Annotated in this window: 20 protein-coding genes; 4 read left to right on the top strand and 16 right to left on the bottom strand. The window is 71.0% G+C overall.

Going from position 1 to position 24,432, the window contains the following annotated elements; translation table 11 throughout:
* The first annotated feature begins 41 nt into the window (after nucleotides 1-41).
* Entirely contained in the window at nucleotides 42-815 is a 774-nt protein-coding gene (locus Q9G87_RS42810; RefSeq protein WP_305922349.1) for an IclR family transcriptional regulator, read from the top strand.
* Here Q9G87_RS42810 and Q9G87_RS42815 read toward each other — a convergent pair.
* The 10 genes from Q9G87_RS42815 to Q9G87_RS42860 all read right to left on the bottom strand — a co-directional run bounded on the left by Q9G87_RS42815 (nucleotide 787) and on the right by Q9G87_RS42860 (nucleotide 13,308).
* Nucleotides 787-3,030 carry an FdhF/YdeP family oxidoreductase gene (locus tag Q9G87_RS42815; RefSeq protein WP_305922350.1) on the bottom strand — a complete coding sequence of 748 codons (2,244 nt, stop codon included), beginning with the start codon at nucleotides 3,028-3,030 and terminating at the stop codon, nucleotides 787-789. The genes Q9G87_RS42810 and Q9G87_RS42815 overlap by 29 nt on opposite strands.
* A gap of 3 nt (nucleotides 3,031-3,033) precedes the next feature.
* A complete protein-coding gene (locus tag Q9G87_RS42820; RefSeq protein WP_305922351.1) occupies nucleotides 3,034-4,140 on the bottom strand; it encodes an aromatic ring-hydroxylating oxygenase subunit alpha in 1,107 nt (368 codons plus the stop codon).
* Nucleotides 4,141-4,167: 27 nt separating this feature from the next.
* Nucleotides 4,168-4,791, bottom strand: coding sequence for an MBL fold metallo-hydrolase (locus tag Q9G87_RS42825; RefSeq protein WP_305922352.1), 624 nt, complete (start codon nucleotides 4,789-4,791; stop codon nucleotides 4,168-4,170).
* On the bottom strand, nucleotides 4,791-5,876 hold the full coding sequence (locus Q9G87_RS42830) for an S-(hydroxymethyl)mycothiol dehydrogenase (protein ID WP_305922353.1): 1,086 nt from the start codon (nucleotides 5,874-5,876) through the stop codon (nucleotides 4,791-4,793). Before Q9G87_RS42830 ends, Q9G87_RS42825 begins: the two co-directional genes overlap by 1 nt.
* Nucleotides 5,877-5,892: 16 nt before the next feature.
* Complete coding sequence (locus Q9G87_RS42835) at nucleotides 5,893-7,053, bottom strand: NAD(P)/FAD-dependent oxidoreductase (protein ID WP_305922354.1); 1,161 nt, start codon at nucleotides 7,051-7,053, stop codon at nucleotides 5,893-5,895.
* Nucleotides 7,050-7,400 (bottom strand): bifunctional 3-phenylpropionate/cinnamic acid dioxygenase ferredoxin subunit, encoded by a 351-nt coding sequence (locus Q9G87_RS42840; protein WP_305922355.1) that lies wholly within the window; start codon nucleotides 7,398-7,400, stop codon nucleotides 7,050-7,052. The genes Q9G87_RS42835 and Q9G87_RS42840 overlap by 4 nt, the downstream gene beginning before the upstream one ends.
* Nucleotides 7,401-7,755: 355 nt before the next feature.
* The gene (locus tag Q9G87_RS42845) at nucleotides 7,756-8,772 is read right to left on the bottom strand and encodes an NAD-dependent epimerase/dehydratase family protein (protein ID WP_305922356.1); all 1,017 of its coding nucleotides are present in this window, start codon (nucleotides 8,770-8,772) and stop codon (nucleotides 7,756-7,758) included.
* A 6-nt stretch (nucleotides 8,773-8,778) separates the two neighbouring features.
* Nucleotides 8,779-11,022 (bottom strand): bifunctional SulP family inorganic anion transporter/carbonic anhydrase, encoded by a 2,244-nt coding sequence (locus Q9G87_RS42850; protein WP_305922357.1) that lies wholly within the window; start codon nucleotides 11,020-11,022, stop codon nucleotides 8,779-8,781.
* Between the two features lie 75 nt (nucleotides 11,023-11,097).
* Nucleotides 11,098-12,555, bottom strand: a complete 1,458-nt coding sequence (locus tag Q9G87_RS42855; RefSeq protein ID WP_305922358.1) for a hypothetical protein — start codon at nucleotides 12,553-12,555, stop codon at nucleotides 11,098-11,100.
* 183 nt (nucleotides 12,556-12,738) lie between these two features.
* Complete coding sequence (locus tag Q9G87_RS42860; protein ID WP_305922359.1) at nucleotides 12,739-13,308, bottom strand: YbhB/YbcL family Raf kinase inhibitor-like protein; 570 nt, start codon at nucleotides 13,306-13,308, stop codon at nucleotides 12,739-12,741.
* A 531-nt stretch (nucleotides 13,309-13,839) separates the two neighbouring features.
* On the opposite strand from Q9G87_RS42860, the gene Q9G87_RS42865 reads away from it, so the two are divergent.
* Both Q9G87_RS42865 and Q9G87_RS42870 read left to right on the top strand, forming a co-directional pair.
* Nucleotides 13,840-14,361: a PH domain-containing protein gene (locus tag Q9G87_RS42865; protein WP_305922360.1), complete on the top strand. Its 522-nt coding sequence runs from the start codon at nucleotides 13,840-13,842 to the stop codon at nucleotides 14,359-14,361.
* A complete protein-coding gene (locus tag Q9G87_RS42870; protein ID WP_305922361.1) occupies nucleotides 14,358-15,977 on the top strand; it encodes a PH domain-containing protein in 1,620 nt (539 codons plus the stop codon). The genes Q9G87_RS42865 and Q9G87_RS42870 overlap by 4 nt, the downstream gene beginning before the upstream one ends.
* Nucleotides 15,978-16,068: 91 nt before the next feature.
* Here the strand turns inward: Q9G87_RS42870 and sepH are convergent, their stop codons facing one another.
* The 5 genes from sepH to Q9G87_RS42895 all read right to left on the bottom strand — a co-directional run bounded on the left by sepH (nucleotide 16,069) and on the right by Q9G87_RS42895 (nucleotide 22,158).
* A complete protein-coding gene (sepH, locus tag Q9G87_RS42875) occupies nucleotides 16,069-18,381 on the bottom strand; it encodes a septation protein SepH (protein ID WP_305922362.1) in 2,313 nt (770 codons plus the stop codon).
* A 163-nt stretch (nucleotides 18,382-18,544) separates the two neighbouring features.
* On the bottom strand, nucleotides 18,545-18,757 hold the full coding sequence (locus Q9G87_RS42880) for a hypothetical protein (protein WP_305922363.1): 213 nt from the start codon (nucleotides 18,755-18,757) through the stop codon (nucleotides 18,545-18,547).
* 96 nt (nucleotides 18,758-18,853) lie between these two features.
* Entirely contained in the window at nucleotides 18,854-20,131 is a 1,278-nt protein-coding gene (locus Q9G87_RS42885; protein WP_305922364.1) for a D-arabinono-1,4-lactone oxidase, read from the bottom strand.
* A gap of 47 nt (nucleotides 20,132-20,178) precedes the next feature.
* Nucleotides 20,179-20,901, bottom strand: a complete 723-nt coding sequence (locus Q9G87_RS42890; protein ID WP_305922365.1) for a polysaccharide deacetylase family protein — start codon at nucleotides 20,899-20,901, stop codon at nucleotides 20,179-20,181.
* A 54-nt stretch (nucleotides 20,902-20,955) separates the two neighbouring features.
* Nucleotides 20,956-22,158 (bottom strand): MFS transporter, encoded by a 1,203-nt coding sequence (locus Q9G87_RS42895; RefSeq protein WP_305922366.1) that lies wholly within the window; start codon nucleotides 22,156-22,158, stop codon nucleotides 20,956-20,958.
* A 93-nt stretch (nucleotides 22,159-22,251) separates the two neighbouring features.
* Here Q9G87_RS42895 and Q9G87_RS42900 point away from each other — a divergent pair, with 93 nt between their 5' ends.
* Nucleotides 22,252-23,418: a lytic transglycosylase domain-containing protein gene (locus tag Q9G87_RS42900; protein ID WP_305922367.1), complete on the top strand. Its 1,167-nt coding sequence runs from the start codon at nucleotides 22,252-22,254 to the stop codon at nucleotides 23,416-23,418.
* A 20-nt stretch (nucleotides 23,419-23,438) separates the two neighbouring features.
* Here Q9G87_RS42900 and Q9G87_RS42905 read toward each other — a convergent pair whose 3' ends face one another.
* A complete protein-coding gene (locus tag Q9G87_RS42905) occupies nucleotides 23,439-24,386 on the bottom strand; it encodes a ferrochelatase (RefSeq protein WP_305922368.1) in 948 nt (315 codons plus the stop codon).
* Nucleotides 24,387-24,432: the final 46 nt, after the last annotated feature.

Below are 24,432 nucleotides of genomic sequence, written 5' to 3' on the forward strand. Positions count from 1 at the left end.
TTCAGCTCGCGTGAGTTCCTCACAGCACTTACAGTTTCGCTATGAGCAACGACTCGGGTAGTGGGGGCGTGCAGTCGGTCGATCGGGCGATCAGCGTGCTCGAGATCCTCTCCCGCCGGGGCGAGGCCGGCGTGAGCGAGGTCGCTGCCGAGATCGACGTGCACAAGTCGACCGCGTTCCGGCTGCTCGGCGCCCTGGAGGCGCGCGGACTGGTCGAGCAGGCCGAGGACCGGGGCAAATACCGCCTCGGTTTCGGCATCATCCGCCTGGCCGGCGGCGTCAACACGCAGATGGACCTCGGCCGGCGCAGCCATCCCGTCTGCCAGCGGCTGGCCGAGGAGATCGGTGAGACCGTGAACATCGCCGTCCTCCGCTCCTCCTACGCGGTCAACCTGGACCAGGTGCGCGGGCCGTCCGCCGTCACCGCCTACAACTGGGTCGGCCAGCTCACCCCCCTCCACGCGACCTCCAGCGGCAAGGTGCTCCTGGCTCACCTGGACGACAGGCAGCGGGCGAAGCTGCTGTCCGAGGGGCCGCTGGAGGCCCTGACCGGCCGGACCATCACCGACGTGGCCGAGCTGGAGAAGCAGCTCGCCGAGATCAGGAAGACGGGCTACGCCTACTGTCTGGAGGAGCTGGAGGACGGGCTCAACACCATAGCCGCGCCCATCCGCTCCTACCACGGGGACGTCGTGGCCGCGGTCAGCGCCTCCGGCCCCGCTTACCGCTTCCCCGCCGAGCGCATGCACGAGCTCGCCTCCGTCCTCATCGGGGGGGCCGACGAGATCAGCGGGCGGCTCGGCTACGCGGGCTAGCCCGCGCCAGCCGCACCACCACGCTCTTCGACGTCGGGGTATTGGACGTCTCGGCCACCGAGTCCAGCGGCACCAGCACGTTGGTCTCGGGGAAGTAGGCCGCGCAGCAGCCGCGCGCCGTCGGATAGGCGATCACCCTGAAGCCCTTCGCCTTGCGCTCGCCGTCCGGCCACTCGCTGATCAGGTCCACCACGTCGCCGTCGGCCAGGTCGCGCTCCGCCAGGTCGTCGGGGTGCACGAAGAGCACGCGGCGGCCTGCCTTGACCCCGCGGTAGCGGTCGTCCAGGCCGTAGATCGTGGTGTTGTACTGGTCGTGGCTGCGGACCGTCTGCAGCAGCAGCCGTCCCGGCGGCACCCGCAGCACCTCCAGCCGGTTGACGGTGAAGTTCGCCCTGCCGGTCGCGGTGGGGAAGCGGCGTTCGTCCCTGGGGGCGTTGGGCAGCGCGAAGCCGGCCTCGGCCCGCGCGTTGAAGTCCGCGAACCCGGGGATCACCCGGGCGATGCGGTCCCTGACCGCGCCGTAGTCGCGGGCGAACTCGGCCCACGGCACGTGCGGGTCGGCGCCGAACAGCTCGCGGGCCAGCCCGCACACGATGGCCGTCTCCGACAGCAGGCCGGGCGCGGCGGGCCCGAGCCTGCCCCTCGAGGCGTGGACCAGGCCCATCGAGTCCTCCACCGTCACGAATCCGGCGGCATCGCGCTCGGTGCGGCCCAGCGCGGGCAGGATCAGCGCCCGCTCGCCGCACACGGCGTGCGAGCGGTTGAGCTTGGTGGACACCTGCACGGTCAGCCGGGTACGGCGCAGCGCCGCCTCGGTGACCTCGCTGTCGGGCGTCGCCCTGACGAAGTTGCCGCCCATCCCGAAGAACACCTTGACCGCGCCGTCGCGCATCGCGCGGATGGCCTCCACGGTGTCCAGCCCGTGCCGGCGCGGCGGGGCGAAGCCGAACTCCGCCTCCAGCGCGTCCAGGAACTCCGCAGGCGGCTTCTCGTAGATCCCCATGGTGCGGTCGCCCTGCACGTTGGAGTGGCCGCGCACCGGGCAGACGCCCGCCCCCGGCCGGCCGACGTTGCCGCGCAGCAGCAGGAAGTTGACCACCTCCCTGATCGTCGCCACGGAGTTGCGGTGCTGGGTCAGGCCCATGGCCCAGCACACGACGACCGAGCGCGCGCCGCGGACCTCCCCGGCGGTCTCCTCCAGTTCGGCCCTGGACAGCCCGGTCGCCTCCAGCACGTCCGCCCAGTCGAGGGCGGCCAGGTGCCGCTCCCACTCCGCGAAGCCGTGCGTGTGCTCCTCGATGAACTCCCTGTCGGCCGAGTCGAGCAGCAGCAGCGACAGCGCCTGGAAGAGCGCCATGTCGCCGTTGAGGCGGATCTGCAGGAAGCGGTCGGCGAGCGCGGTGCCCGAGGCCAGCCCCGAGGGCCGCTGCGGGTTCTTGAACCGCAGCAGCCCGGCCTCCGGCAGCGGGTTGACCGCGATGATCCGCGCCCCGCTGCGCTTGGCCCGCTCCAGAGCGCTCAGCATGCGCGGGTGGTTGGTGCCGGGGTTCTGCCCCACGACGAAGATCAGCTCAGCGCGATGCAGATCCTCCAGCGTGACGGTGCCCTTGCCGATGCCCAGTGTCTCGGTGAGCGCCGAGCCGCTGGACTCGTGGCACATGTTGGAGCAGTCGGGCAGGTTGTTGGTGCCGAAGCGGCGCACGAGCAGCTGGTAGGCGAAGGCCGCCTCGTTGGAGGTACGGCCGGAGGTGTAGAACACGGCCTCCTCAGGGCCGTCGAGGGCGCGTAGCTCCTCGGCGACGATCCGGAACGCCTCCGCCCAGCCGATCGGCCGATAGCGGTCCGAGCCCGCGTCCTTGTACATCGGCTCGGTGAGCCTGCCCTGCTGGCCCAGCCAGTAGTCGCTCATCGTCGCCAGCTCGCCGACCGGGTGGTCGGCGAAGAAGCCGGCGCTCAGCCGCCGCGTCGTGGCCTCCTCGGCGACCGCCTTGGCGCCGTTCTCACAGAACTCCGCCGGGCTGCGGTGCTCGCCCTCCGGCCAGGCGCAGCCCGGGCAGTCGAATCCGCTCTTCTGGTTGACCCGCAGCAGGGTGAGGACGGTGCGGCGGGCGCCCATCTGCTCGTACGCCATCCGCATGGCGTGTCCCACCGCGGGCAGCCCGCCCGCCCAGTCCTTGGGCGGGCCGACCTGAAGTCCCTCGTCCTCGTCCGCCATCGCTCAGCCGATCCGTTCCTGGACCCACTCATGGAAGGCGCCGATGTGGTGCTCGCTCGGCACCAGCACGCCGCCCTTGGCGTAGGTGCGCGAGCTCATACGCGGCTGGGTGCGCTCGCACGCCTCGAAGTCCTGCTCGTTGACCCGGTGGAAGAGCTCGACCGACTTGTCCAGGTCCTTGCCGCTCGCCACCACGCCGGGCAGGTAGAGCCAGTCGCACTCGACCACGGTGCGGTCGGCGGCCATGGGGAACATCCGGTGCAGGATCACGTGGTCGGGCACCAGGTTCACGAAGACCTGCGGCTTGATGGTGATCGCGTAGTAGCGCCTGTCCTGGTCGTCGTTCACCCCGGGGATGCGGTCGAGGCCGGCGGACCCGTCGATGGTGAAGCCCTTGACCTCCTCGCCGAACTCGGCGCCGTGGCCGACGAAGTATTGCGCCGCGTAGCCGTCGGCGAACTCGGGCAGCACCTCGGTCAGCTCAGGGTGGATGGTCGCGCAGTGGTAGCACTCCATGAAGTTCTCGATGATGAGCTTCCAGTTGGCCTGGACGTCGTACACGATGCGCCGTCCGACCTCGAGGTTCGGCACGTCGTAGTTGTCGATCAGCTCGAGCGCGCCGAGGCGCTCGGTGACCGCGCCCAGCACGTCGTCCTCGAAGGAGGGCGGGTCGTCGGCCAGGCAGACCCACACGTAGCCGAGCCACTCCCGCACGTGCACCTTGACCAGGCCGTACTCGACCCGGTCCAGGTCGGCCATCTTGGTCAGGTTGGGCGCGGCGATGAGCTTGCCGTCCAGGTCGTACGTCCACGCGTGGTAGGGACACTGGAACGCCCGCTTGACCTCGCCGGACTCCTCGGTGCGGATGGTGGCGCCGCGATGGCGGCAGACGTTGTAGAACGCGCGCACCGACCCGTTCCTCGCCCTGGTGACGAGGATGCTCTCGGTGCCGACCTGCACGGTCTTGAAGGCTCCCGGCTTGCCCAGATCAGACGAGCGCACCACGCAGAACCACATCGACTCGAAGATGTTCTTCTGCTCAAGGGCGAAGATCTCGGGGTCGACGTAGTAGCGGCCGGGGAGGGTGGGGATCACGCTTGACGTGGTCACGGGAGTACTCCTGTGGGGTGGGCCGGGTCAGTGTCCTCGGCGGATCCAGTCCTCGAGTTGCGGAGCCTCGGCTCCGATGGTGGTGTCGTCGCCGTGCCCGGTGTGCACCACCGTCTCGCCGGGCAGGGTGAGGAGCGTCGTGCTGATCGACTTGATGATCGTCGGGAAGTCGCTGTACGACCTCCCGGTGGCGCCGGGGCCGCCGTGGAAGAGGGTATCCCCGGAGAACAGCACCCCCAGCTCGGGCACGTAGAGGCAGACCGCGCCGGGGGCGTGCCCCGGGGTGTGCAGCACGTGCACGGCCGCGCCGCCGACGCGCAGGATCTGCCCGCCCGCCAGCGCCCGGTCCGGCGTGGCCGCAGGGTGCGTCAGCTTCCACAGCACCTCGTCGTCGGGGTGCAGCAGGACGGGCGCGCCGGTACGGGCGGCCAGGTCGGGTGCGGCGTTCACGTGGTCGTCGTGCGCGTGCGTGCACACGATCCCCGCGACCCGGCGGTCGCCGATCGCCTCGGCGACGGCGGCGGCGTCGTGGGCGGGGTCGATCACCAGCACCTGGTCGCCGTCGCCCAGCAGCCAGACGTTGTTGTCGACCTCCCAGATGCCCCCGTCCAGGCTGAACGTGCCCGAGGTGACCAGATGCTCGACGCGCATCAGAGCATCACCACCGAGCGCAGCACGTCGCCGTGGTGCATCTTGGCGAAGGCCTCCTCGACGCCGTCCAGGCCGATGGTCTCGGTGACGAAGGCGTCCAGGTCGAAGCGGCCCTGCAGGTAGAGCGAGATCAGCAGGGGGAAGTCGCGGCTGGGCAGGCAGTCGCCGTACCAGCTCGACTTGAGCGCGCCGCCACGGCCGAACACGTCCAGGAGCGGCAGCTCAAGGGTCATCTCCGGAGTGGGCACGCCCACGAGCACCGCGGTGCCCGCCAGGTCGCGCGCGTAGAACGCCTGCTTGAACGTCTCGGGACGGCCCACGGCGTCGATCACCACGTCGGCGCCGTTCCCGCCGGTGAGCTCCCTGATCGCCTCGACCGGGTCGGCCTCCTTGGCGTTCACCGTGTGCGTGGCGCCGAAGCCGCGCGCCCACTCCAGCTTCCTGCCGTCCACGTCCACCGCGATGATCGTGGTGGCGCCGACCAGCCGCGCTCCGGCGATCGCCGCGTTGCCGACGCCGCCGCAGCCGATGACCGCGACCGAGTCGCCGCGGCTGACCGCGCCGGTGTTGACCGCCGCGCCGAGCCCCGCCATCACACCGCAGCCGAGCAGGCCCGCCGCCGCGGGGGAGGCGGCCGGATCGACCTTGGTGCACTGGCCCGCGGCCACCAACGTCTTCTCGGCGAACGCGCCGATGCCGAGCGCCGGGCTCAGCGGGGTGCCGTCGGCCAGCGTCATCTTCTGCGTGGCGTTGTGCGTGTTGAAGCAGTATTGCGGCCGGCCGCGCAGGCACGACCGGCACGACCCGCACACCGCGCGCCAGTTGAGGATGACGAAGTCGCCGGGCGCGACGTCGGTGACACCGTCGCCGACGGACTCCACCACACCGGACGCCTCGTGGCCGAGCAGGAACGGGAAGTCGTCGCTGATGCCGCCCTCGCGGTAGTGCAGGTCCGTGTGGCAGACGCCGCAGGCGAGCACCTTCACCAGCGCTTCGCCGGGTCCGGGGTCGGGGACGAGGATCGTCTCCAGGCCGACCGGCTTGCCCTTGCCCGTCGCGACCACGCCGCGCACTTCATGAGCCATTGATTCACTCCTGGTTTCAGACCGCGGTCTCCAACTGGCGGCGCCAGCGGGAGAAGAGGCGGACCTGGTTGACACCCAGCACGGCCACCGGCCGCTCGCCCTGCCGGTAGACGGCGAGGAAGCTATGATCGGCCGGGTCGCCCTCCTCCACCACGACCGTGTCGGCGTGGCGGGCGTGCCCGACGAACTGGATCTTCACATCGAACTGGTCGGACCAGATGTAGGCCGGCCGCGGCCGCGCGGGCCGGGCGGCGCCGCCCGACAGCAGCGTCTCCGCCGCGACGGCGGCCCGCAGGCGCGCGCCGGTCCAGTGCTCGCACCGCTCGTGCCTGCCGAGCGCCGGATCGAACCAGGCCGCGCAGTCGCCGACCGCGACGATGCCCGGCGCCAGGGTGCCGCCACCCGCGTCGCAGATCACTCCGTCGCCCAGTCGCAGGCCGCTGTTCTCGAGCCAGGCGATGTTGGGCACCGCGCCGATCCCGACGACGACCACGTCCGCGGGCAGCAGGGTGCCGTCGGCCAGTCGTACCCCGTCGACCCGGGTCACGCCCGTCAGCGCCGTCACCCTCGCGCCGCGCAGCAGCCGGACGCCGCGCCGCTCGTGGAGAGTGGCGATGGCCTCGGCCATCTGGACTCCGACCACGCCGGCCAGCGGGATCTTCCCCGCCTCCACGAGCGTGACCTCCAGACCCAGGGCACAGGCCGTCGCGGCGACCTCGGTGCCGATGAAACCGCCGCCGATGACGACGACCCGCTTGGCGCTCGCCAGGTCGTGGCGCAGCGCGCGGGCGTCGTCCAACGTCCGCAGGGTGTGCACCCCCGCCAGGCTCTCCGTGCCGGGAAGCCGGCGGGCCGAGGCGCCGGTGGCGATGACGATGCCGTCCGCCTCGACGTGCGTGCCATCGCTCAGCGTGACGCGACGGGCGGCGGCGTCCAGGCCCGTGGCGGCCACACCGAGCCGCCACTCGGCCGCCAGCTCCTCGCCGTCGGCTTCCAGAGCCAGGTCGGCCTCGTCCAGGACGCCCTTGAGGAAGTCCTTGGACAGAGGGGGGCGGTCGTAGGGCCTGTGGAGCTCCTCGCCGACGAGGACCAGGCGGCCGTCGTAGCCCTGGGCGCGCAGCGCGCGGGCGGTCAGCAGCCCGGCGAGCGAGGCGCCGACGACGCAGACGCTCCTCACGCCTGCCCCTTCAGGGCGACGCCGGGAGGCAGGTTGGGCGGTGCGTCGGACGGCACGACGTAGACGACGTCGTCCTCGACCACCACGCGGTGTGTGCGGACGGGGCGCTTGGCGGGCGGCGCGTCCACCTTGCCGGTCCTGAGGTCGAAGCGTGAGGCGTGCAGGGGGCACTCGATCTCGCAGCCCTCCAGCCAGCCGTCGGCCAGCGAGGCGTCCTGGTGGGTGCAGGTGTCGTCGATGGCGTAGATCTCGCCGTCCTCGGTGTGGAACACCGCGATGGGCGGATCGGCCTCGACCCGCAAGGCCTCACCTCGCGGCAGTGACGCCAGAGGGCACGCTGGAATCATCGAGTCACACCCCGGTTTCGCAAAGAGAAACGTCAAGCGCTATACGCAACAGCGTGAGGGTGCGGAATTCAGATGTCAAGCCTGATTTGTAGTGCTTCGTGGTGGTGCCGGTAGGTACGTCACGCCTCCCCATCGTCTACCCGACGAGGGGTGGTCTGCGCCAGAGGGTCGCTCGCGGCCTTTCTCGCCGCCGGGGGATCGGACCTGCAGACGTGGTGAGGGGCGGAGGTGATGCCTCCGCCCCTCCGGCCCCTGGGAGTCAGGACCGGTGTGGCGAGGTGCGCCATGGGCACCTGGAATACCTCGCCGGCACCGCCGACGCTAACCCCGGCCACGCTCTCCGGTCTGCGGAGAACTACTCAGAACGGGCCGCCCACGCGGCGAGAATCGCGGCCTCCTTCTCCGGCGCGATCCCATGCGTGCTGTTGTTGCCGAAATTGCGGCGCTTCTCGGGGATCTCCCGCAACCATTCCCACGTGTCGCGTACGGTCTCCGCGACGGGACGGATGCGCAGCCCGGCCGCCTGCGCCTTGGTCGTGGGGACGCTCCAGAACGTCTCGAGCTCCGCCGACGGCGGGCCGCCCCACAGCGGCAGCTCCACGAACGTCCCCGCGCCCTGCTCGGCCAGGAAGGCGCTGTCCACCCACACGAGCTCCGCGTCGGACCCGGTCGCCTCCTTGCACGACTCCAGCCACTCCCCGAACGTGGTCTGGCCGACCGGACCCGTCACCAGGAACCGGCCGGCCGTGCCGCGCTCGGCCTGGTCGAGCGTGAAGATCCCCAGGTCGCGCGCGTCCACGAACTGCATCGGCGCGTCCGGCTCGCCCGGCGCCAGCACCTGCCCGCCCTGCGCGATCCTGGTCAGCCACCACGGCAGCCTGGCCACGTCCTCGCGCGGACCCAGGATGATCCCGGGCTGGACGATCAGCACGGTGCCGTCGAACCCCTGCTCGACCGCTCGCTCGCAGCCTGCCTTCAGCACGCCGTAGTTGCCGTCGTCAGGCCCCGCGTCGGGCTCGCACGGCCAGATCTCCGCGTCGTCCGCCGCAGGCTTGCCGGGGAAACCGGCGAGCGCGGAGATTGTGGAGACGAACGCGTACGTGCCCGCATGCCCGGACAGCGCCCGCGCCGACGCCCCCACCACCCGCGGCACGTAACCGGACGTGTCCACCACGAAGTCCCATGAACGACCGTCGACCAGCCGCTCGAGGTCGCCCGGTGTCTCACGGTCGCCGCGCACCACTTCGGCCCCGGGCACGTCCACGCCGCTGCGCCCTCTGTTGAATGTCGTGACCTCGTGCCCCCGGGCCAGCGCCTCCTCCACGATGGCGCGGCCCAGGAACCCAGAACCACCGATGACAAGAACCCTCATAAGGGTTCATTCTTCGCCTGCGAGAACCCTTCGATCATGTGTCTTCACCGAGGGCGTAGCGCGCAGCGGCGGCACGAGGTGCACCCTGGCCGTCGCGATGTCGAAGAACAACCCCACGAGCTGCAGCTTCCCGGCTCTGACCTGCTCGTCCACCTTCCGGTACGTCCGCAGGTTCTCCAGCTGCTGCTGCACGTTGACCCGGCACAACACATCCAGGGCCCCGCTGTGCAGCCGATCGCCTTCGGTCTCGATGAACGTGGCCAGGCTGTGGTGGCCGTGCCGCAGCCACCGGCGCAGCCCCGGCAGGCTGCCCGCCTGCACCCCCGCGCTCAGCACCCCGGCCATGGCGCCGCACCCGGAATGGCCGCACACCGTGATCGTGTGCACGCCCAGCACCTGCGTCGCGTACTCGATCGCCGCCACCACCGAGTCGTCGTGCGGCTCCGACCCCCTGCGCGGCACCAGATTGCCGATGTTGCGCACCGTGAACAGGTCGCCGGGCCCGCTGGCGGTGATCAGGCTCGGCACGATCCTGGAGTCCGCGCACGTGATGAACAGATGCGACGGCTGCTGCTTGCGGGCCAGCTCGGTGAAGATGGGCTTCACCAGCGGCGCCGTACGCCTGTGGTATTCGCGCGCACCGCGGGTCAGCTGGCACTCCACCTGCGCGACCCCGCCGTGGGACGACGGGGTGCGGCCGCCGAGGCGGCGGTGGCGGTGCGTCCAAGGCAGCCACCACCGGTCCGGCGCCACCGGCGGCGACTTCACCGGGAACATGCGCACCCCACTGGCCGCCAGCGTGTACCACTCCTCGTGCAGCTCGTCGATGTCGACCGTGCCGCCCATCCGCTCGTGGTGCAGCCGCCAGGAGTGGATGGCCTCGAAGGCGGCGTTATCCATGAAGTCGATGTTCAGGTCCAGGTCCACGGGCGTGCCCGGGGGCAGCGCCCGGAGCTCGTGCGTCAGCCGCGGCACGCCCAGGAACGTCAGCGACCCGGAGATCGTCACGCGCATCCGGCCGTCCCTGTCCTCGTGCTTCAGCACGGTGACCCAGGTCAGGCGGCGCAGCGCGAGCAGCGCGGCCAGCGCCAGCCCGGCCAGCACGCCCTCGGCCAGACCGAGCAGGATCACGGCGACCAGCGTCACCACGTAGACCGGCACCTCGCCGTGGCCGTGCACCTTCTTGACGTGGCCCAGGTTCACCATCTGCACGCCGATGAACACCAGCAGCGCCGCCAGCGCCTCCATCGGGATCAGCGTGATCGTCCAGCCGAACCCGAGCGCGAACACCAGCACCCACACCCCGTGCAGGATCGTCGAGCCGCGGGTGCGGGCTCCGGCGTGCACGTTCGCAGTGCTCCGGACGATCACTCCGGCGACCGGCAGGCCGCCCAGCGCGCCGGTGACCATGTTGGCCACACCCTGGCCGGTCAGCTCCTGGTCGAGGTCCGCGCGGCGGCCGCCGTGCAGGCCGTCGACCGCCACGCAGCACAGCAGCGACTCGCACCCCGCCAGCAGCGCCACCAGCATCACCGCCGCCACGACCAGGTGCCAGTCGCCCTGCGGAAGCACCGGGAAGGCCCACTCGGTGAGGCTGTCGGACAGGTCGACCCGGGTGACGTCCCAGCCGAAGGCCCACGCCGTGACCGCCGCCACCAGCAACGCGGCCAGCGGCGCGGGGATCACCTTGGCCTTCTGGGGCAGCCGCGTCCACGCCGCCAGCACCGTGATCGTGAGCAGGCCGACCGCGACCTTGTGCCCGTGCAGGTCGGCGATCTGCCCGGGCAGCTCCATCAGATTCGCCACGGCCGAACGTTGCGAGCTGCCGCCCAGCACCACGTGGAGCTGGGACAACGCGATGATCGCACCGACCGCCGCCAGCATGCCGTGGATGACGGCCGGCGACACCGCGAGCGCCGCCCTGGCCGCCTTGAAGACCCCCAGCACGAGCTGCACGGCTCCCGCCAGCAAGGTGATCATGCAGGTGGCCCGCCACCCGTACGTGTGCACCAGATCCACGACCACCAGGGACAACCCGGCGGCGGGCCCGCTGACCTGCACGGCCGAGCCGCCGAGCGCGCCCGCCACGATCCCGCCGACCACGGCGGCGATCAGCCCGGCGGCGAGCGGCGCCCCCGAGGCCATCGCGATGCCCAGCGAAAGGGGCACCGCGACGAGGAAAACCACGAGCGAGGCTGGCACGTCATGCCGGAGGGTGCCCAGCCAGCTACTCTTCGTGTCGCGGAACATGGAGCAAACCCTAACGCTCCACCCTCCGCGCTTTAGCTGCGTCACATGGGTTTTACGTATTCATGGCGCCGATGATCAGCGGTAGTAGTCGTGCGGATAGTCCGGGTCCGTGGGGCGCCGGTGACCGCCGCCGTTGCCGTTGCCGTGGGAGGCCTGCGACTGGTTGCCGAACATGTCGCCGCCGCCGTATCCCGGCCAGGTGGACTGGGCGCCGTTCTGCGCCGGCGGCTCGGGCCACGCGGCGCCGGGGGTGGTGGTGATGTCGCCCGTCTCGTACGCAGGGTACGAGGACGGGGGTGTCGGGGCCGACAACATGTCGTCGTGGTTGGCCGAGACCGCCCTGCGGGGGGTGGTCGGGGCGCCGGTGTCGGGGGTCGGGCCGCTCAGCGGGTCGGAGTCGTCGGCCACCGCCCAGCCGGGGCGCACCTCGTACGAGGTGGGGTAGGACGAGCGGGCGGGCTGCTCGAACGCCGGCCAGGAGGTCCCCAAGTCGTAGGAAGGGGCCGCCGGGGCGGGGTCGTCCAGGATGTCCGGCGAGGGGCTGGCGGGCCAGGAACCCGATGGGGTGGGCGTCGGCGGGGTGGTCCAGGTGGTCTCGAGCGGGTCGGCCGCACCGTTGTAGGCGGGGAACGGGTCGCTCGTCGGGGCGCCGTGGATGGGCGTGGGCTGCGCGATCGGGAACGAGCCGCTGGATGTCGGGCCCGCGGCGGGGAACGAGCCGCTGGATGTCCGGCTCGCGGCCGGGAACGAGCCGCTGGATGTCGGGCTCGCGGCCGGGAAGGACCCGCTGCCGTTCGCCGGGGAGGAGGGTCGGGAGGCCGGGACGACCGGCTGGGCGCCCACGCCGAGGATGCTCATCACGTCGGCCGTCGGGGCCGCGAAGGTCACGGTGCGCTGATCGGCCAGGTCGGCCTGCGAGGGAGTGGCGCGCTTGGCGGGCTCGACCAGGTCGGCGAGGTTCGACGCCGCGGCGGCCGCGGGAACCTGGCGCTGCGGCAGCGGGGCTTGGACGGTGGTCGCGTCGGGGTCCACGGCGGCCACGGGCTGCGGAGCGGCCTTGCGCTCGCTGCGCCGCTCAGGCCGGCTCGGGGGCTCGGCGGCGCGCTGCGGCTCTCGCTGCCGGTCGTCGGGACGGGCCGCGGCCTTCCTGGCCGCCACGGTGCCGCCGGCGCCGAAGTTGCCCTGCTCCGCGTCGCTGCGGATGTTGGCCCAAAATTCCTCGTCCTCGTCGTCCGAGGTCGGGTTGCCCCACTCGTCGACGCCACGCCTGCCACGCTGGCCGGTCCGCACTGGTTTCGGCGCTTTGGGCGCATCAATGGGGCTGAAGTCAGGACTGAAATTGTTCATCCGCGGCTCGTGCGCGGCGAACTCGTCCGTCGAGCGCGCGTGGGTCTTCTCCTCCTTCTCGGCCATCTCCTTCAGCCGTTCCGGAGGCAAGGAGCTCTCCCGCCGGTTCATCGAACGCATGCCCAGTGCCACGACGACGAGCACGAGGAGCACGACGGCGACCAAACTTACGATAACCGCAGTCATTGCACCACCCTCAAAGCCATGGCCTCCCTCTGGCATCGGTGAGATCGCGCGGCCATCGACGCGACCTGCCCCCTTTGATCACCAATGCCTAACAATTGGATCTGATTGTGTCGGACCACTATGAGCGTTGTCACACCCTACGTGAAGAATTGGTACACCGTATTACCTGCGGTGTTCGGTCTCTCACTCGATGTCAACGGCTGTGAGTCGGCCGCGGGCTATGGTCTGGTCCGCGATCTGCTTCAAGATCGTGGGGAGCGGGTCGCCCTCCTGGACGTCGACCTTGCCGTTCAACGTGTAGACCGTGAAGCGGTAGCTTCCCGGGTCGCATGGAGGGTCATAACCCACTTTTCCGTTGGTCGCCCTCGCCTGCTTGATCCCGTCGTCCGGGGGGTCCTCGGAGGCACCGGGGCCCAGCTCGGTCGTGGTCGCCGGGATGTTGTAGACCACCCAGTTCACGGTCGCCTTCGACGACGCTCGCGAGTCGACCACGATGGCGATGGACTTGGCCTCGGACAGCGGCTGGCTCGACCAGCGCATGGGCGGGCTGACCTGGCCGCCCCGGCAGGAGTATTGACGCGGCAGCGGCTTGCCGTCGCGCAACTCCGGGCTCGAGACGTTGATCTCCGCGATCTCCTGGGCCTGGGATCTGCCGATGAAACTGCCGCAACCTGACAGCGCGAACGCCACGACCACCGTCGTCACACTGACGGCGATGCGTCGCAGGCGTGATGCCGTGTTACACAGCCCCATGCCGGACGATGCTACGCGGATCTCGGCCGTGCACAGACCGTTTCTCGATGGTCCGTGCTCGGTAAAGGATCCGAAATCAGCCAGAATGGAGGCATCTGGAGAGTGAGCTTGACCACACCTGTGTCCTGCGCCCCACCCGTCTAGTCGAATCGGGGCGGGCCGGGGGACCCTTCCTGGCCTGCTGCGTCGCCGGGACGGAACGGCGGGCGAGATGTCGCACAGCGACCCGACAAAACGGACACTCGTTTCGGTCGTGATCCTCGGCAAAAACCAGGTGCGCCAGCTGCGGACGGCGGCTGCCACGTTACGTGAGGCGCTCGCGCTGTGGTGCGGTCCCGCGCTTGCCCCGGGCCTGGATGGCACGAACGTGGCGCCGCCGACGCGGCCTTGCTCGACAGCCTGCGGCCGGCCGCCACCGAGCATGGCACCGGGCCCTGGGCCCCGGCGGGCAGACACGCCGCCGTGCTCGCCGGATCTTTACCGCCCCCCGCGGGCCGATCACTTCGCGGGTACGCGGCCTAAGCTGGCCTTGTGACGTCAACAGGCCCGCTACGCGATCCGGCGAACCGCGTCTCGCCCAAGGCCGTGCGCCTGTGGCTGCTCGAGGCGCTGGTCGCCTTCGTGTTCTTCCTGGGCGGCTCGCTTCTGGTGTCGCGGTGGGTCGGCGGCAGCGGGTGGTCGTGGGTGCCGGACTGGTTCGCCGCGAACTCCTGGCTGCTGCCTGTGGCCGTCGTCGTGGTGACCCTGCCGTTCCTGGTGGCCGAGCCGTTCGTCCGCTACGCCGTGCATCGCTGGGAGCTCTCAGGCGACGTCGTCTACGCCAGGTCGGGGTTCCTGACCAGGGAGTGGGTCTTCGTGCCCGTGAGCCGCATCCAGACGGTCGACAAGGGGCAAGGGTGGTTCGAGCGGATGCTCGGACTGGCCACGCTGGAGATCCGCACCGCGTCCCATGCCGGCTCATCGACGATCAAGGGCCTGGACTACCAGGTGGCGGCGGGCCTGGCCGAGCAGCTGGCACACCGCGCCGAGGCGCTCAGGGACGACGCCACATGACCGACCCCGGACCGCCCCGCGGCGACTCCGCGCCCGGCGACGGGACGGGCGACACGTCGCGGGCGGCAGGCGACGGGCAGCCGGCGCCTCCTCCGCTCCCCGTCCGGGCGCCGTTGCGGCTGAGCCCGAAGGTGCTGCTCATCGATCCGGTCCGCATGTTGCCCTCGCTGCTCCTGCCCCTCCTCGGCGTGCTGTTCGTGGGTGGTTTCTCGGCCAGGTCGTACGGCTGGGCCATGCTCGGCATCGTCGGCACCGTGGTGTTCGCGATCGTCAGGTGGGTCACCTTCACTTACGAGATCGCCGGGGACCGCCTGGAGACGAAACGGTCGCTGATCAGCCGCTCGGTCCGTACCATCCCGCTGGAGCGCATCCGCGGCGTCGACGTGTCCACGCCGCCCATGCACCGCCTGCTCGGCCTGGCCGTACTCAAGATCGACACGGGCGCGAGCGGCGGTGACGAGGAAGCCGAGCTCGACGGGGTCACGCGGCAGGAGGCCGACCGGCTCAAGGCGCTGCTGCTGCGGCGCGCGGCCCGGCAGGAAGGTCCCGTGCCCGAGACCGCGGCGGCCGGGCCCGCGGAGCGGGCGATCGTCAGGGTACCGCGCAGGTGGCTGCTGTACGGGCCGCTGTCCGGCGCATACCTGCTCACTCCGTTCGCGCTGGCCGGCGGCGCCGTGGGGCTGGCGTTCCAGTGGGGTGATGAGCTGGGGTTCGGCCGGGACGCCGCCTGGAACGTGGGCCAATGGCTCTGGGACCGCCCCTACCTGCTGCTGGTCGCGGCGGTGCTGCTTGTCATGGCGATGCCCATCCTCGGCGGGCTCATGTACGCGGTCTTCAACTGGAACTTCGAGCTCAAACGCCGCGATGGCTACCTGGTGGCGGAACGCGGGCTGATCAACCGGCGCAGCGTGTCGCTGGAGTCGGCGCGGGTGCGCGGCTACGAGATCGTGGACGGCCTCGCCGAGCGGTGGGCCGGGGTCGTGCGTGTGTGGGCCATCGTGACGGGGCTCGGTGACTCGGAGACCCGAGGGCAATTGCTGCCCGACGTGCCACGCCCGGTCGCGCACCAGGTGACCGGGGACGCGATCGGTCCCTACACGGCCGCGCTACGCCGTCATCCGCCGGTGGCGCGCAACCGCCGCCTGTTCAGGGCCGTCTTCCCGTGGGCGATGATCGCGCTGGTCAGCGGTGTGGCGGCGTGGGCGACCGGAATGATGGTGTGGTGGATCCTGCTGGTCCTGTCGCTGCTGCTGGCCGGGGTGGGGATCCCGCTGGGGCTCGACAGGTACGCGTCGCTGGGGCACGGCTACGACGGGGTGCGGGTGGCGGTGCGGTCGGGCTCGCTGCGGCGGTCCCAGGCCGTGGTCGAACGCCGGGCCGTGGTGGGGTGGCGGCTGCGGCAGACGTGGTTCCAGCGGCGGGCCGGGGTGCTCACGCTGATCGCCGGCGTCGGGGCCGGCAAGGGCGGGTACGAGGCGCTCGACGTCTCGGAGGCACAGGGGGCGGGCTTTCCCGCCGAGGTGACCCCGGAGTGGCTCGCCCCGTTCCTGAACCCGGCACCCCCAGAGCCCCCGTCTTCCGCCAAGCCTCGGACGCCGCCCACAGGGTTGGTCTGACCCGCCGCCGCGCATCACGCCCTGAACGTATGCGCGGCACCGCCAGGCCAATGGCCCGGCGGAAGGCCTCGATGGCGGGTCGGTGGAGAGGTCAGTCCTGGCGGCGGGCGCCGAACATGATCTCGTCCCAGGTCGGGACCGAGGCGCGGCGGCCACGGGAACCCTTGCGCGTCTGCCGGGCGGCGGGCGCAGGCGGCGGGGAGGGCACCGGCACGGCCTGCTCCTCCTTGGCCTCGTCCTTGCCTGCCCGGGCGGCGGGCACCTTGGGCGCGGCGGGGCCGGGCTTCGGCTTGGGCGCAGGCGGCTTGGTCTCCTTCGCCACCTGCTTCGACCCGCTCGGCTCACCCTCCGCGACCTTGGAACCGCCGGCCTCCGTGGGCTGGGGAGCGCCTGGGTCCTCGGCCGTGACGTCCGTTGCCGGAGCAGCGGCATCCGCGGGCTCGGCAGCGTCCACGCCGGGTGAGGCGGTGGCCGCTGGGGCGGTGGCGCCGGTTTCAGCGGGCGCGGACGCCTCGGAGGCCGGCGCGACGTCGGAGGGCGTCATCGCAGCTGGTTGAGCGGCGGGAACGGCCTCGGCAGCGGCAGCGGGAGCCGGCCGATCGTCGTCGGCGACTGGCGCGTCGATGAGCGGCTGACCCTCGGTGGCCGACTTGCCGTCGCCGGAAGCTTGGCCGTCGGCGGTCGGGCGCGGGTCGAGGGGCGGCTGCCCCTCGGTCGTCGGCTGGCTTTGGGTGGCTGGCTGGCTCGCGGCGGTCGGCTGGCTCGCGGTGGCTGGCTGGCTCTCGGTCGTCGGCCGGCTCTGGGTGGCTGGCTGACTCTGGGTGGTCGGCTGACTTTCGGTGGTCGGCCGGCTTTCCGTGGCGGGCGGAATGCCGTCGGCGGCCGGCCGAGCGTCGGTGGCTGACTTGCCGTCGCCGGTCGCTTGGCCGTCGGCGGTCGGGCGCGGGTCGAGGGTCGGCTGGCCCTCGGTCGTCGGCCGGCCGGTCGTCTCGGGCTCGAGGGCCGTGTCGGCTGCGGGTGTCGCCTGCGAGACCGCCGCAGGCTGTGCGGCTGCTGCCGAGGCGGAGGCCGACTCGACGGTGGCGGTCTGCGCGGCAGGCTGAGACGCCGTGACCGGCTGCTCCTGGACGGTCACCGCTTGCTGCACGGGAGGCTGCTCCTGCGACAGGCTGGTGGCGTCCGCAGGAGCCTGCGCCTGCGGCGAGGTGTGCTGGCCGGCGGCAGTATGCCCCTCGGCGACGGCGCGCGGCTCCTCGGCGGATGCCTGAGGAGCGGGGCGGACGTCCGCAGGGGCGGCAGGAGCGTAGATGGCGTCGGCGTCGTGCTCGGCCGGGTCGTGCTCGGCCGAACGGCCGGGGCCGAAGTCGGGCAGCCACGACGAAGACCCGCCGCGACGCGAGACCGTCTCGCCGGGGCGGGCATGACCGGTTTCGCGGGCAGGCGTCTCAGGCCGGATGGAGCCGTCGCGCGATGGAGTCTCAGGCCGGAAGGAGCCGTCGCGGGACGGCGGTTCCTCACGGAGGGTGCTCTCTCGAGACGGCGGTTCGTGGCGGAGCGTGGTCTCGGGGGATGGAGGGGCCGCGTCGCGGGGCGGAGCGGCGCGCTCGAAGGGAGCGGCCTCGCGGGATGGACCGTCCGAGGCCCGCGTGTAGCCGGTCTCCGAGGACCTGGGCGGCGGGTTGTAGCCGACCGCCGGCTCCTCGGGCTCGCGCCGCGCCGATGGGAACGGCACGGCGTCGGAGGCGAGCGGCGGCACCGGCTGCAGCTTGGCCACGCGCGGCGCGAACGGTGTCACCGTCGTGTCCTCGACGACCGGCGGCTCCGGGTCGAAGTCGGCCGACGACAGCCGCATGGCCTCGTCGCCGTACGGCGTCACATGCCGCTTGCGCGGGTCGAAGAGCCATTCGGCGTGCCGCGTGTGACCGTTCCACACGTAGCCCAGCTTGACCCGCCACAGCCCGTCGTCGCGCTTGGCGGAGTCCCAGTCGATCTCGTCGGTGGGCACGCCGCGTCTGGTCAGCCGCTCGGCGACGAGATCGCCGAGGGTCGGACCCGGCGCGGTTTCGCCGGGCATGCGCACAGCGACCCGCTGCGCCTGTTGAGCGACGTACTCCCGCTCCTGCAGCACCGGCCCCTCGAACCAGCGCACGCGCTCGACCGGGATGCCGGCGGTCGCCGCGATTTCCTCTGCGGTCTCACCGGCGCGAATGCGGGCCTGGATCTCCTTGGGGCGCAACGGACTCTCCACTTCGATCTCGTACTGGCCGAGACGGGAGAAGTTGCCGCGGACGGCAGCACGGAGCCGGTCGTCCACGGGAAGCGTGAAGCGCGTACCTCGCCCGGCAGTCGCCAGCACGAGGTAGGTGCCGTCCTCACTCACCGCGACGAGTCGGAGCTCCTGCATGCGAGTCCCTTCGTCAGCGTCGTCGCCATTCTTCCCCCGGACCCTTGAGTCTCTCGCGTGTGCCGGTTGCCTGCCAGCACCGTACCCGGCATGTCCGAACATCGCCTTCCTGGGATAGCCCCGGGGCGATGTGACGCCGGTCACATTTGACGAATCCATGCCTCTAGAGCCCGCCGTTGCGCATGAGGAGGTTAAAGGCCCTGGCTGGGTTCTGGCGAATCTCACCCGTGGCGCCGACCGGCCGGTCGGGCTCGGCGGCGACGGGGCGCAGGGCGAGTCCTGAAGCAGGCGTCATGGCCAAGGGGACGGCGGTCGTGGCGGCCGTCGCCACGGCCGCGGCGAGGTATACGGAGGGCAGGCCGAGTCGTCGGGGCACGAGTGACGAGGGTGCACGCCGCGCGTGTCATCCGGGAGGCCGGACACGCGTTCCCGGCCGTTCGCGAGGCAGTTCTTTACCGAAACAACGACGACCCTAGCCGAGCACCTGATTCAGGTAGTCGTTGGTGAACAGGCGGCGCGGGTCGAGCCGGTCGCGCAGCGCGGCGAAGTCGGCGAAGCGCGGATAGACCTTGGCCAGGTAAGCGGCGTCCCTGGTGTGCAGCTTGCCCCAGTGCGGCCGGCCGTCCAGTCGCACCATGATCTCCTCCACGCCCTCGAAGTACGCCGGATTCGGCGTCGGGCGGTAGATGTGGCAGGCGATGTACGCCGAGGCCCGCCCGTAGGCGGTGGACAACCACGCGTCGCTGGGCGGCGTGACCCGCACCTCCACAGGAAAGGTGATCATCCACCCCATGCGGTCGATGAGGTCCCGCGTCTCGCGCAACGCCTGCGCCAGGCGCTCGCGCGGCACGGCGTACTCCATCTCGAGGAAGCGCACGTCCCGCCGCGCCGTGAAGATCTTGTACGAGGTGTCGACCGACTCGGAGTCCCCCAGAGCCGCCGCGCTCGCCTCGTTGATCCGCGGGATCAGCCCAGGAAAGCGGGCCCCGGTCGCGCAGGCCGCGCCGAACACGGTGTTCTCCAGGAACACGTTCTCCAGCCAGCGCTTGACCGCGCTCGGCGGCGACGCGGGACCGGGATGCCGGTTGTTGGTCTTGACCAGGCAGGCGTCGGTGTGCGGCAGCCAGAAGAAGTCCAGGTGCTCGTTCGCGGAGGTCAGCTCGTCGAGCGAGTCCAGGATCTCGCCGAGCGCCATCTTGCGCCGCCTGTTGTGCAGCAGGAACGCGGGCTCTACCCGGAAGGTCACGGCCGTCACCACCCCGAGCGCGCCCAGCCCCACCCGGGCCGCGTCGAACAGGTCGTCACCGGGGGAGGCGGTGGCCACCGACCCGTCGGCCAGCACCAGCTCCAGCTCGGCGACCTGGTCGGCGAGCCCGCCGCTGTCGCGCCCGGTGCCGTGGGTGCCGGTCTGGATGGCGCCGGCGACGGTCTGCTCGGTGATGTCGCCCATGTTGGCCAACGCCAGGCCGTGCTCGCCGAGCAGTTCGTTCAGCGCCCGGAGCGGGGTGCCGGCCAGCACGGTGACGCGGTCGTCCGTCTGCGACCTGATGCCGGTCAGCGCGTCGGGGCGCAACATGATGCCGTCGGTGAGGGCCACCCCGGTGAAGGAGTGGCCCGTGCCGACCATGCGGACCCGCCGCCCGGAGGCGGCGGCGTCGTGCACAGCGCGTACGACGTCCGCGGCGGACGCCGGAGCACGCACTTCGGCGGGGCTGCCCGACTGGTTCTTCGCCCAGTTCGTGAAGACCATGAGCGCCCCTTAAAGAAGAGTCTCGTTCCGGTGAACGTGAACGATACTCAGTTCTCCCAGCCCGCGGGAACCGGGAAAATGTCGCCGGGCTCGAGGTTCTCCTTCTTGACGATGTCGGACACCGTCACGAGGTGGTAGCCCTTGTTCTGCAGGGTCTTGATGATCGACGGCATGGCCTCGACGGACTGCTTCACCCAGTCGTGCATGAGGATGATGCCGTCCTGCTTGGCCACCTCGAGGGTCTTCTTCTTGATGGACTCGACGTTCTTGCTCTTCCAGTCCTCCGAGCCGCCGGTCCACAGGATGATCGGCATGCCGAACTCGGCGGCGATGTCGGAGACCGTCAGGTCGGCCATCCCGTACGGCGGCCGCAGCAGCTTGGGCTCGACGCCCGCCGCCTTCTTGACCTCGTCCTGAGTCTTCTTGATCTCGGCCCTGACGTCCCAGGGCTCGATCTTGGTGAAGTCAGGGTGCTTGTAACTGTGGTTGCCCAGCTCGTGGCCCTCGGCGACCATGCGCTTGACGTAGGTGGGGCGGCTCTTCACGTATTGGCCCTCGAGGAAGAACGTCGCCTTGGCGTTGTGCTTCTTCAGCGTGTCGAGCAGGACGCCCGCGTACTTGCCCGGTCCGTCGTCGAAGGTCAGCGCGATGCACTTGACCTGCGTGCAGTCGACCGGAGCCTTCTTGGGCGCCTGGGCTAACGCGGGCGATGGGGTGAGGGTGACGCATACAGCCGCGATTGCGAGAAGTGAATTGATCTGTCGGGACATGAATAAAGCTTCCATAGTGATGGATGTTGCGAGGGATGTCCCGACGGTAGCGGATCAACTCTTCGCGGGTGAAGGCGCCTCGGGGACTCTCAGGAAACCCGAACCTCCCAATCCCACGATCACGGCCAGGAACGCGGCGCCCAAACTGAAGATGTAAGCGTTGGACGCGCCGTACATCTCGGTGAGCCGGCCGCCCGCCCACGCGCCGATCGCCACCCCGAAGCCCAGCGCGGTGGAGATCCACGCCATGCCCTCGGTGAGCAGCGACGGGGGCACCAGCCGCTCGGTGAGCGAGAACCCGGTGATGAGCGTCGGCGAGATCGCGAACCCGGCCAGGAAGAGCGCCCCCGCCATGACCCGCGCGTCACCGATGAACACGATCGGCACCAGCCCCAGCGCGAACACGCCCAGCGCCCGCACGAACCGGCCCTGCAGCGACATCCGCCAATGCCTGGACCCGAACCAGAGCCCCGACACCATCGACCCGCCGGCGAACGACGCCAGCAGGAACCCCGCGGCCGCCTTCACCCCCTCCTCCTCGGCGAACGCCACGGTGATCAGGTCCACGGACCCGAACACCGCCCCCATCGCAAGGTAGACGCACGACAGCAGGGCGATCGCGGGGATCAGGATGGGCGTGCCGCCCCCGGACCTGGCCGGCTGGACGGGCGGCTGCGTACGCCGCTGCGTCGCCAGCGCCAGGCAGCCGACGAACATGAAGACCAGCGCCACGGCGAGGCCCATGTACGGGCTCACCCCGGTGGCCAGCACCGTGACCAGGGCGGGACCGGTGACGAAGATGACCTCGTCCACCACGGACTCGAAGGCGAAGGCGGTGTGCAGCTTGCTGGAGCCGCCGTGGATGACCGACCAGCGGGCCCGCACGAGCGAGCCCACCGACAGCGACGTGGCCCCGACCACCAGGCCGGAGGCGTACAGCGTCCAGTCGGGCAGTCGCAGGCCGGCGCTGAACAGGAGCGCGGCCAGTCCGAGCGCGTTGATCACGGCGAACGGCGGGATCACCCGGCTCTGCCCGAACCGGTCCACCAGCCGTCCGGACAGCGGGGCGCCGATGGCGAAGGCCACGTTGGTGGTGGCGGCGACCGCGCCGGCGGTGGCGTAGTTGTCGGTGAGCGCGGAGATCAGTAAGACGATCCCGATCCCGATCATCGACATCGGCATGCGCCCGACGAATCCGGCGAGCACGAACGCCTTGATGCCGGGCCCATTGAACAGCCCCCGGTAAGGCCCGACCACCCTGTTTCCTCCTTACTTGCGCCAGCTAACCATTGCGCAACCGATGTCCGGTAAGCAAGTGGATATTCGCCTGGCTGGACTAACGTGTCCCGAGTGTCCGGTCTTCCCACCTTCCGTGCGGTCATGCTCATGGTCATCGCGGTGCTCGCGGTCACCGCCGCAGCCGGTGGAATCGTCGTGTTCCTGGACGGTGACCTGCTCAAAACCGCTCAGGAGCCGGTACGCAGGCCGACCCGTCAGCCCACGGCCGCCCCCCGCCTCGACCAGCTCGTACCCCACGCGGAGCCGGTCAAGGATTTCGGCGCCGGCGGACCCGGCGTCACCTCGACCCCGCCGCGGGTGCTGGCGATCGCCCCGTCCGCCGTGCCCAAGCAGACCAGGCTCAAGCTGGGCGAGCTGAAGCACGTGCAGAAGGTCACCGTCGTCGACGCGGGCGCGGTCAAGGTCTCGGGCACCGCGCTGAACCTGCTGGCCGTGGACCCCGCCCACTTCCGCTCGTGGACCCCGCAGCCGGTCGCCGACCAGCCGGCCGTGTGGAGCGCGCTGGCCAGGGGAGAGCTGGTGGCCGACACGAGCGCGATCAGCAGGTTCGGGATGATCCTCGGCGCCATGTACCAGGTGGACGGCGGTCCCACGCTCCGCGTCGCCGCCTCCGCCCCGCTGGGTCTGCGCGGCGTCGACGGGCTGGTGGGCGCCGACCTGGGCAGGTCGCTGGGGTTCGCGCCGGGGGTCGCGGTGCTGCTGCACGGCAAGCCGGGCACGATCAGCGAGTCGGGGGTGCGCAAGGTGCTCGGCAAGGACGCCCAGGTCGTCATGCTGGACTCGGCCGCCCGTGCCCCGAAGCGGGACCAGCCGAGCCCGCAGACGGTCAACGTGGGCCGCCCGGGCAGCTACCTCGAGCTCTACAAGGCCTCCGCCACCCGCTGCCCCGGACTGTCGTGGACGGTGCTCGCCGCGATCGGCCAGGTCGAGAGCAGCCACGGCCGCAACAACGGCCCGTCCAGCGCCGGCGCGCTCGGGCCCATGCAGTTCATGCCCGCCACCTGGAAGGCTTACGGCGTGGACGGCGACGGCGACGGCAAGGCCGACATCTGGAGCCCGTACGACGCGGTGCCGGGCGCGGCCAACTACCTGTGCGCCAACGGCGCGGGCAAGGGCGGCGAGAAGCTACGCAAGGCAATCTGGTTCTACAACCACTCCTGGGACTACGTGAACAAGGTCATGGGCATCGCCGAGGCCTACGCGCGCACCTACGCCTGAGGGCGTCGGCGGGGCCTGCCTCACGCAGTGGGGCGAGAAGGACGCGGACAGCAGGTGAGGGCGCAGGGGACCGGCTCGGGCTCGTCCATCAGCTCGCGCACCATCCGCACGAACCGCGGGTGCGTGCCCGCCGTCGCCGCCCGCTCCAGCGGCAGGCCGATCTCCGCGGCCACATCCCTCGCCTCGGTGTCGAGGTCGTAGACGACCTCCATGTGGTCGGAGACGAACCCGATCGGCACCAGCACGACCGCGTGGGCCTCCGTCTTGCGCAGATGGTCGCAGACGTCCGGCTCCAGCCACGGCACCTGCGGCGGGCCGCTGCGCGACTGCCACACCAGGTCCCACGGCCCGGTGCGGCCGAGCTCCCGGTTGACCAGCTCGGCGCTCCTGCGCAGCTGCGCCTCGTAGAGGCCGCCGGACGGGCCCGCGGTCTCGGCCATCGACACCGGGATGCTGTGCGCGGTGAACACGAGCCTGGCGTCGTCGCGGCCGAGCCGCTCCAGCGCCGCCCGCGTGTGGTCGGCCATGGCGGCCACGAACCCGGGGTGGTCCCCGAAATGCCGCATCTTGATCAGCTCAGGACCGTCCTCGACGGAGATCCTGGCGATGTCCTCGTAGTATTGCCGGCAGCTGGAGTAGCCGGCGAACGCCGAGGTCGGGAAGACGGCCGCCTTGCGGATCCCGTCGGCCTTCATCCGGCGCACGGTGTCCTCGCCGAACGGGTGCCAGCTGCGGTTGCCCCAATAGACCGGCACGTCCACGACCGGGCGCAGCGCCTCGACCAGGTCGCGGTTCTGCTGGTTGATCGGGCTGACCCCGCCGAAGCTCTGGTAGTGCTCGGCCACCTCGAGCAGCCGCTCGCGCGGCACGCCGCGGCCGCGCACGACGTTTTCCAGGAACGGCATCACGTCGTCGGGACCCTCGGGGCCGCCGAACGACAGGACCAGCAGAGCGTCGTAATCTCCCACGTGACCAACCCTATTAGGGAGTGCCGGGGGTCCTGAGTGCGCGGTA

Origin of the sequence: Nonomuraea turcica, from assembly GCF_030718205.1 — a bacterium.
Classification (GTDB): domain Bacteria; phylum Actinomycetota; class Actinomycetes; order Streptosporangiales; family Streptosporangiaceae; genus Nonomuraea.

Bases quoted from the DNA above. Each gene is read 5' to 3' on its own strand.
- Q9G87_RS42845 (WP_305922356.1), bottom strand. From the start codon at position 8,772: ATGAGGGTTCTTGTCATCGGTGGTTCTGGGTTCCTGGGCCGCGCCATC.
- Q9G87_RS42815 (WP_305922350.1), bottom strand. From the start codon at position 3,030: ATGGCGGACGAGGACGAGGGACTTCAGGTCGGCCCGCCCAAGGACTGG.
- Q9G87_RS42855 (WP_305922358.1), bottom strand. From the start codon at position 12,555: ATGACTGCGGTTATCGTAAGTTTGGTCGCCGTCGTGCTCCTCGTGCTC.
- Q9G87_RS42860 (WP_305922359.1), bottom strand. From the start codon at position 13,308: ATGGGGCTGTGTAACACGGCATCACGCCTGCGACGCATCGCCGTCAGT.
- Q9G87_RS42850 (WP_305922357.1), bottom strand. From the start codon at position 11,022: ATGTTCCGCGACACGAAGAGTAGCTGGCTGGGCACCCTCCGGCATGAC.
- Q9G87_RS42870 (WP_305922361.1), top strand. From the start codon at position 14,358: ATGACCGACCCCGGACCGCCCCGCGGCGACTCCGCGCCCGGCGACGGG.
- Q9G87_RS42890 (WP_305922365.1), bottom strand. From the start codon at position 20,901: ATGTCCCGACAGATCAATTCACTTCTCGCAATCGCGGCTGTATGCGTC.
- Q9G87_RS42840 (WP_305922355.1), bottom strand. From the start codon at position 7,400: ATGATTCCAGCGTGCCCTCTGGCGTCACTGCCGCGAGGTGAGGCCTTG.
- Q9G87_RS42810 (WP_305922349.1), top strand. From the start codon at position 42: ATGAGCAACGACTCGGGTAGTGGGGGCGTGCAGTCGGTCGATCGGGCG.
- Q9G87_RS42885 (WP_305922364.1), bottom strand. From the start codon at position 20,131: ATGGTCTTCACGAACTGGGCGAAGAACCAGTCGGGCAGCCCCGCCGAA.
- Q9G87_RS42830 (WP_305922353.1), bottom strand. From the start codon at position 5,876: ATGGCTCATGAAGTGCGCGGCGTGGTCGCGACGGGCAAGGGCAAGCCG.
- Q9G87_RS42825 (WP_305922352.1), bottom strand. From the start codon at position 4,791: ATGCGCGTCGAGCATCTGGTCACCTCGGGCACGTTCAGCCTGGACGGG.
- sepH (WP_305922362.1), bottom strand. From the start codon at position 18,381: ATGCAGGAGCTCCGACTCGTCGCGGTGAGTGAGGACGGCACCTACCTC.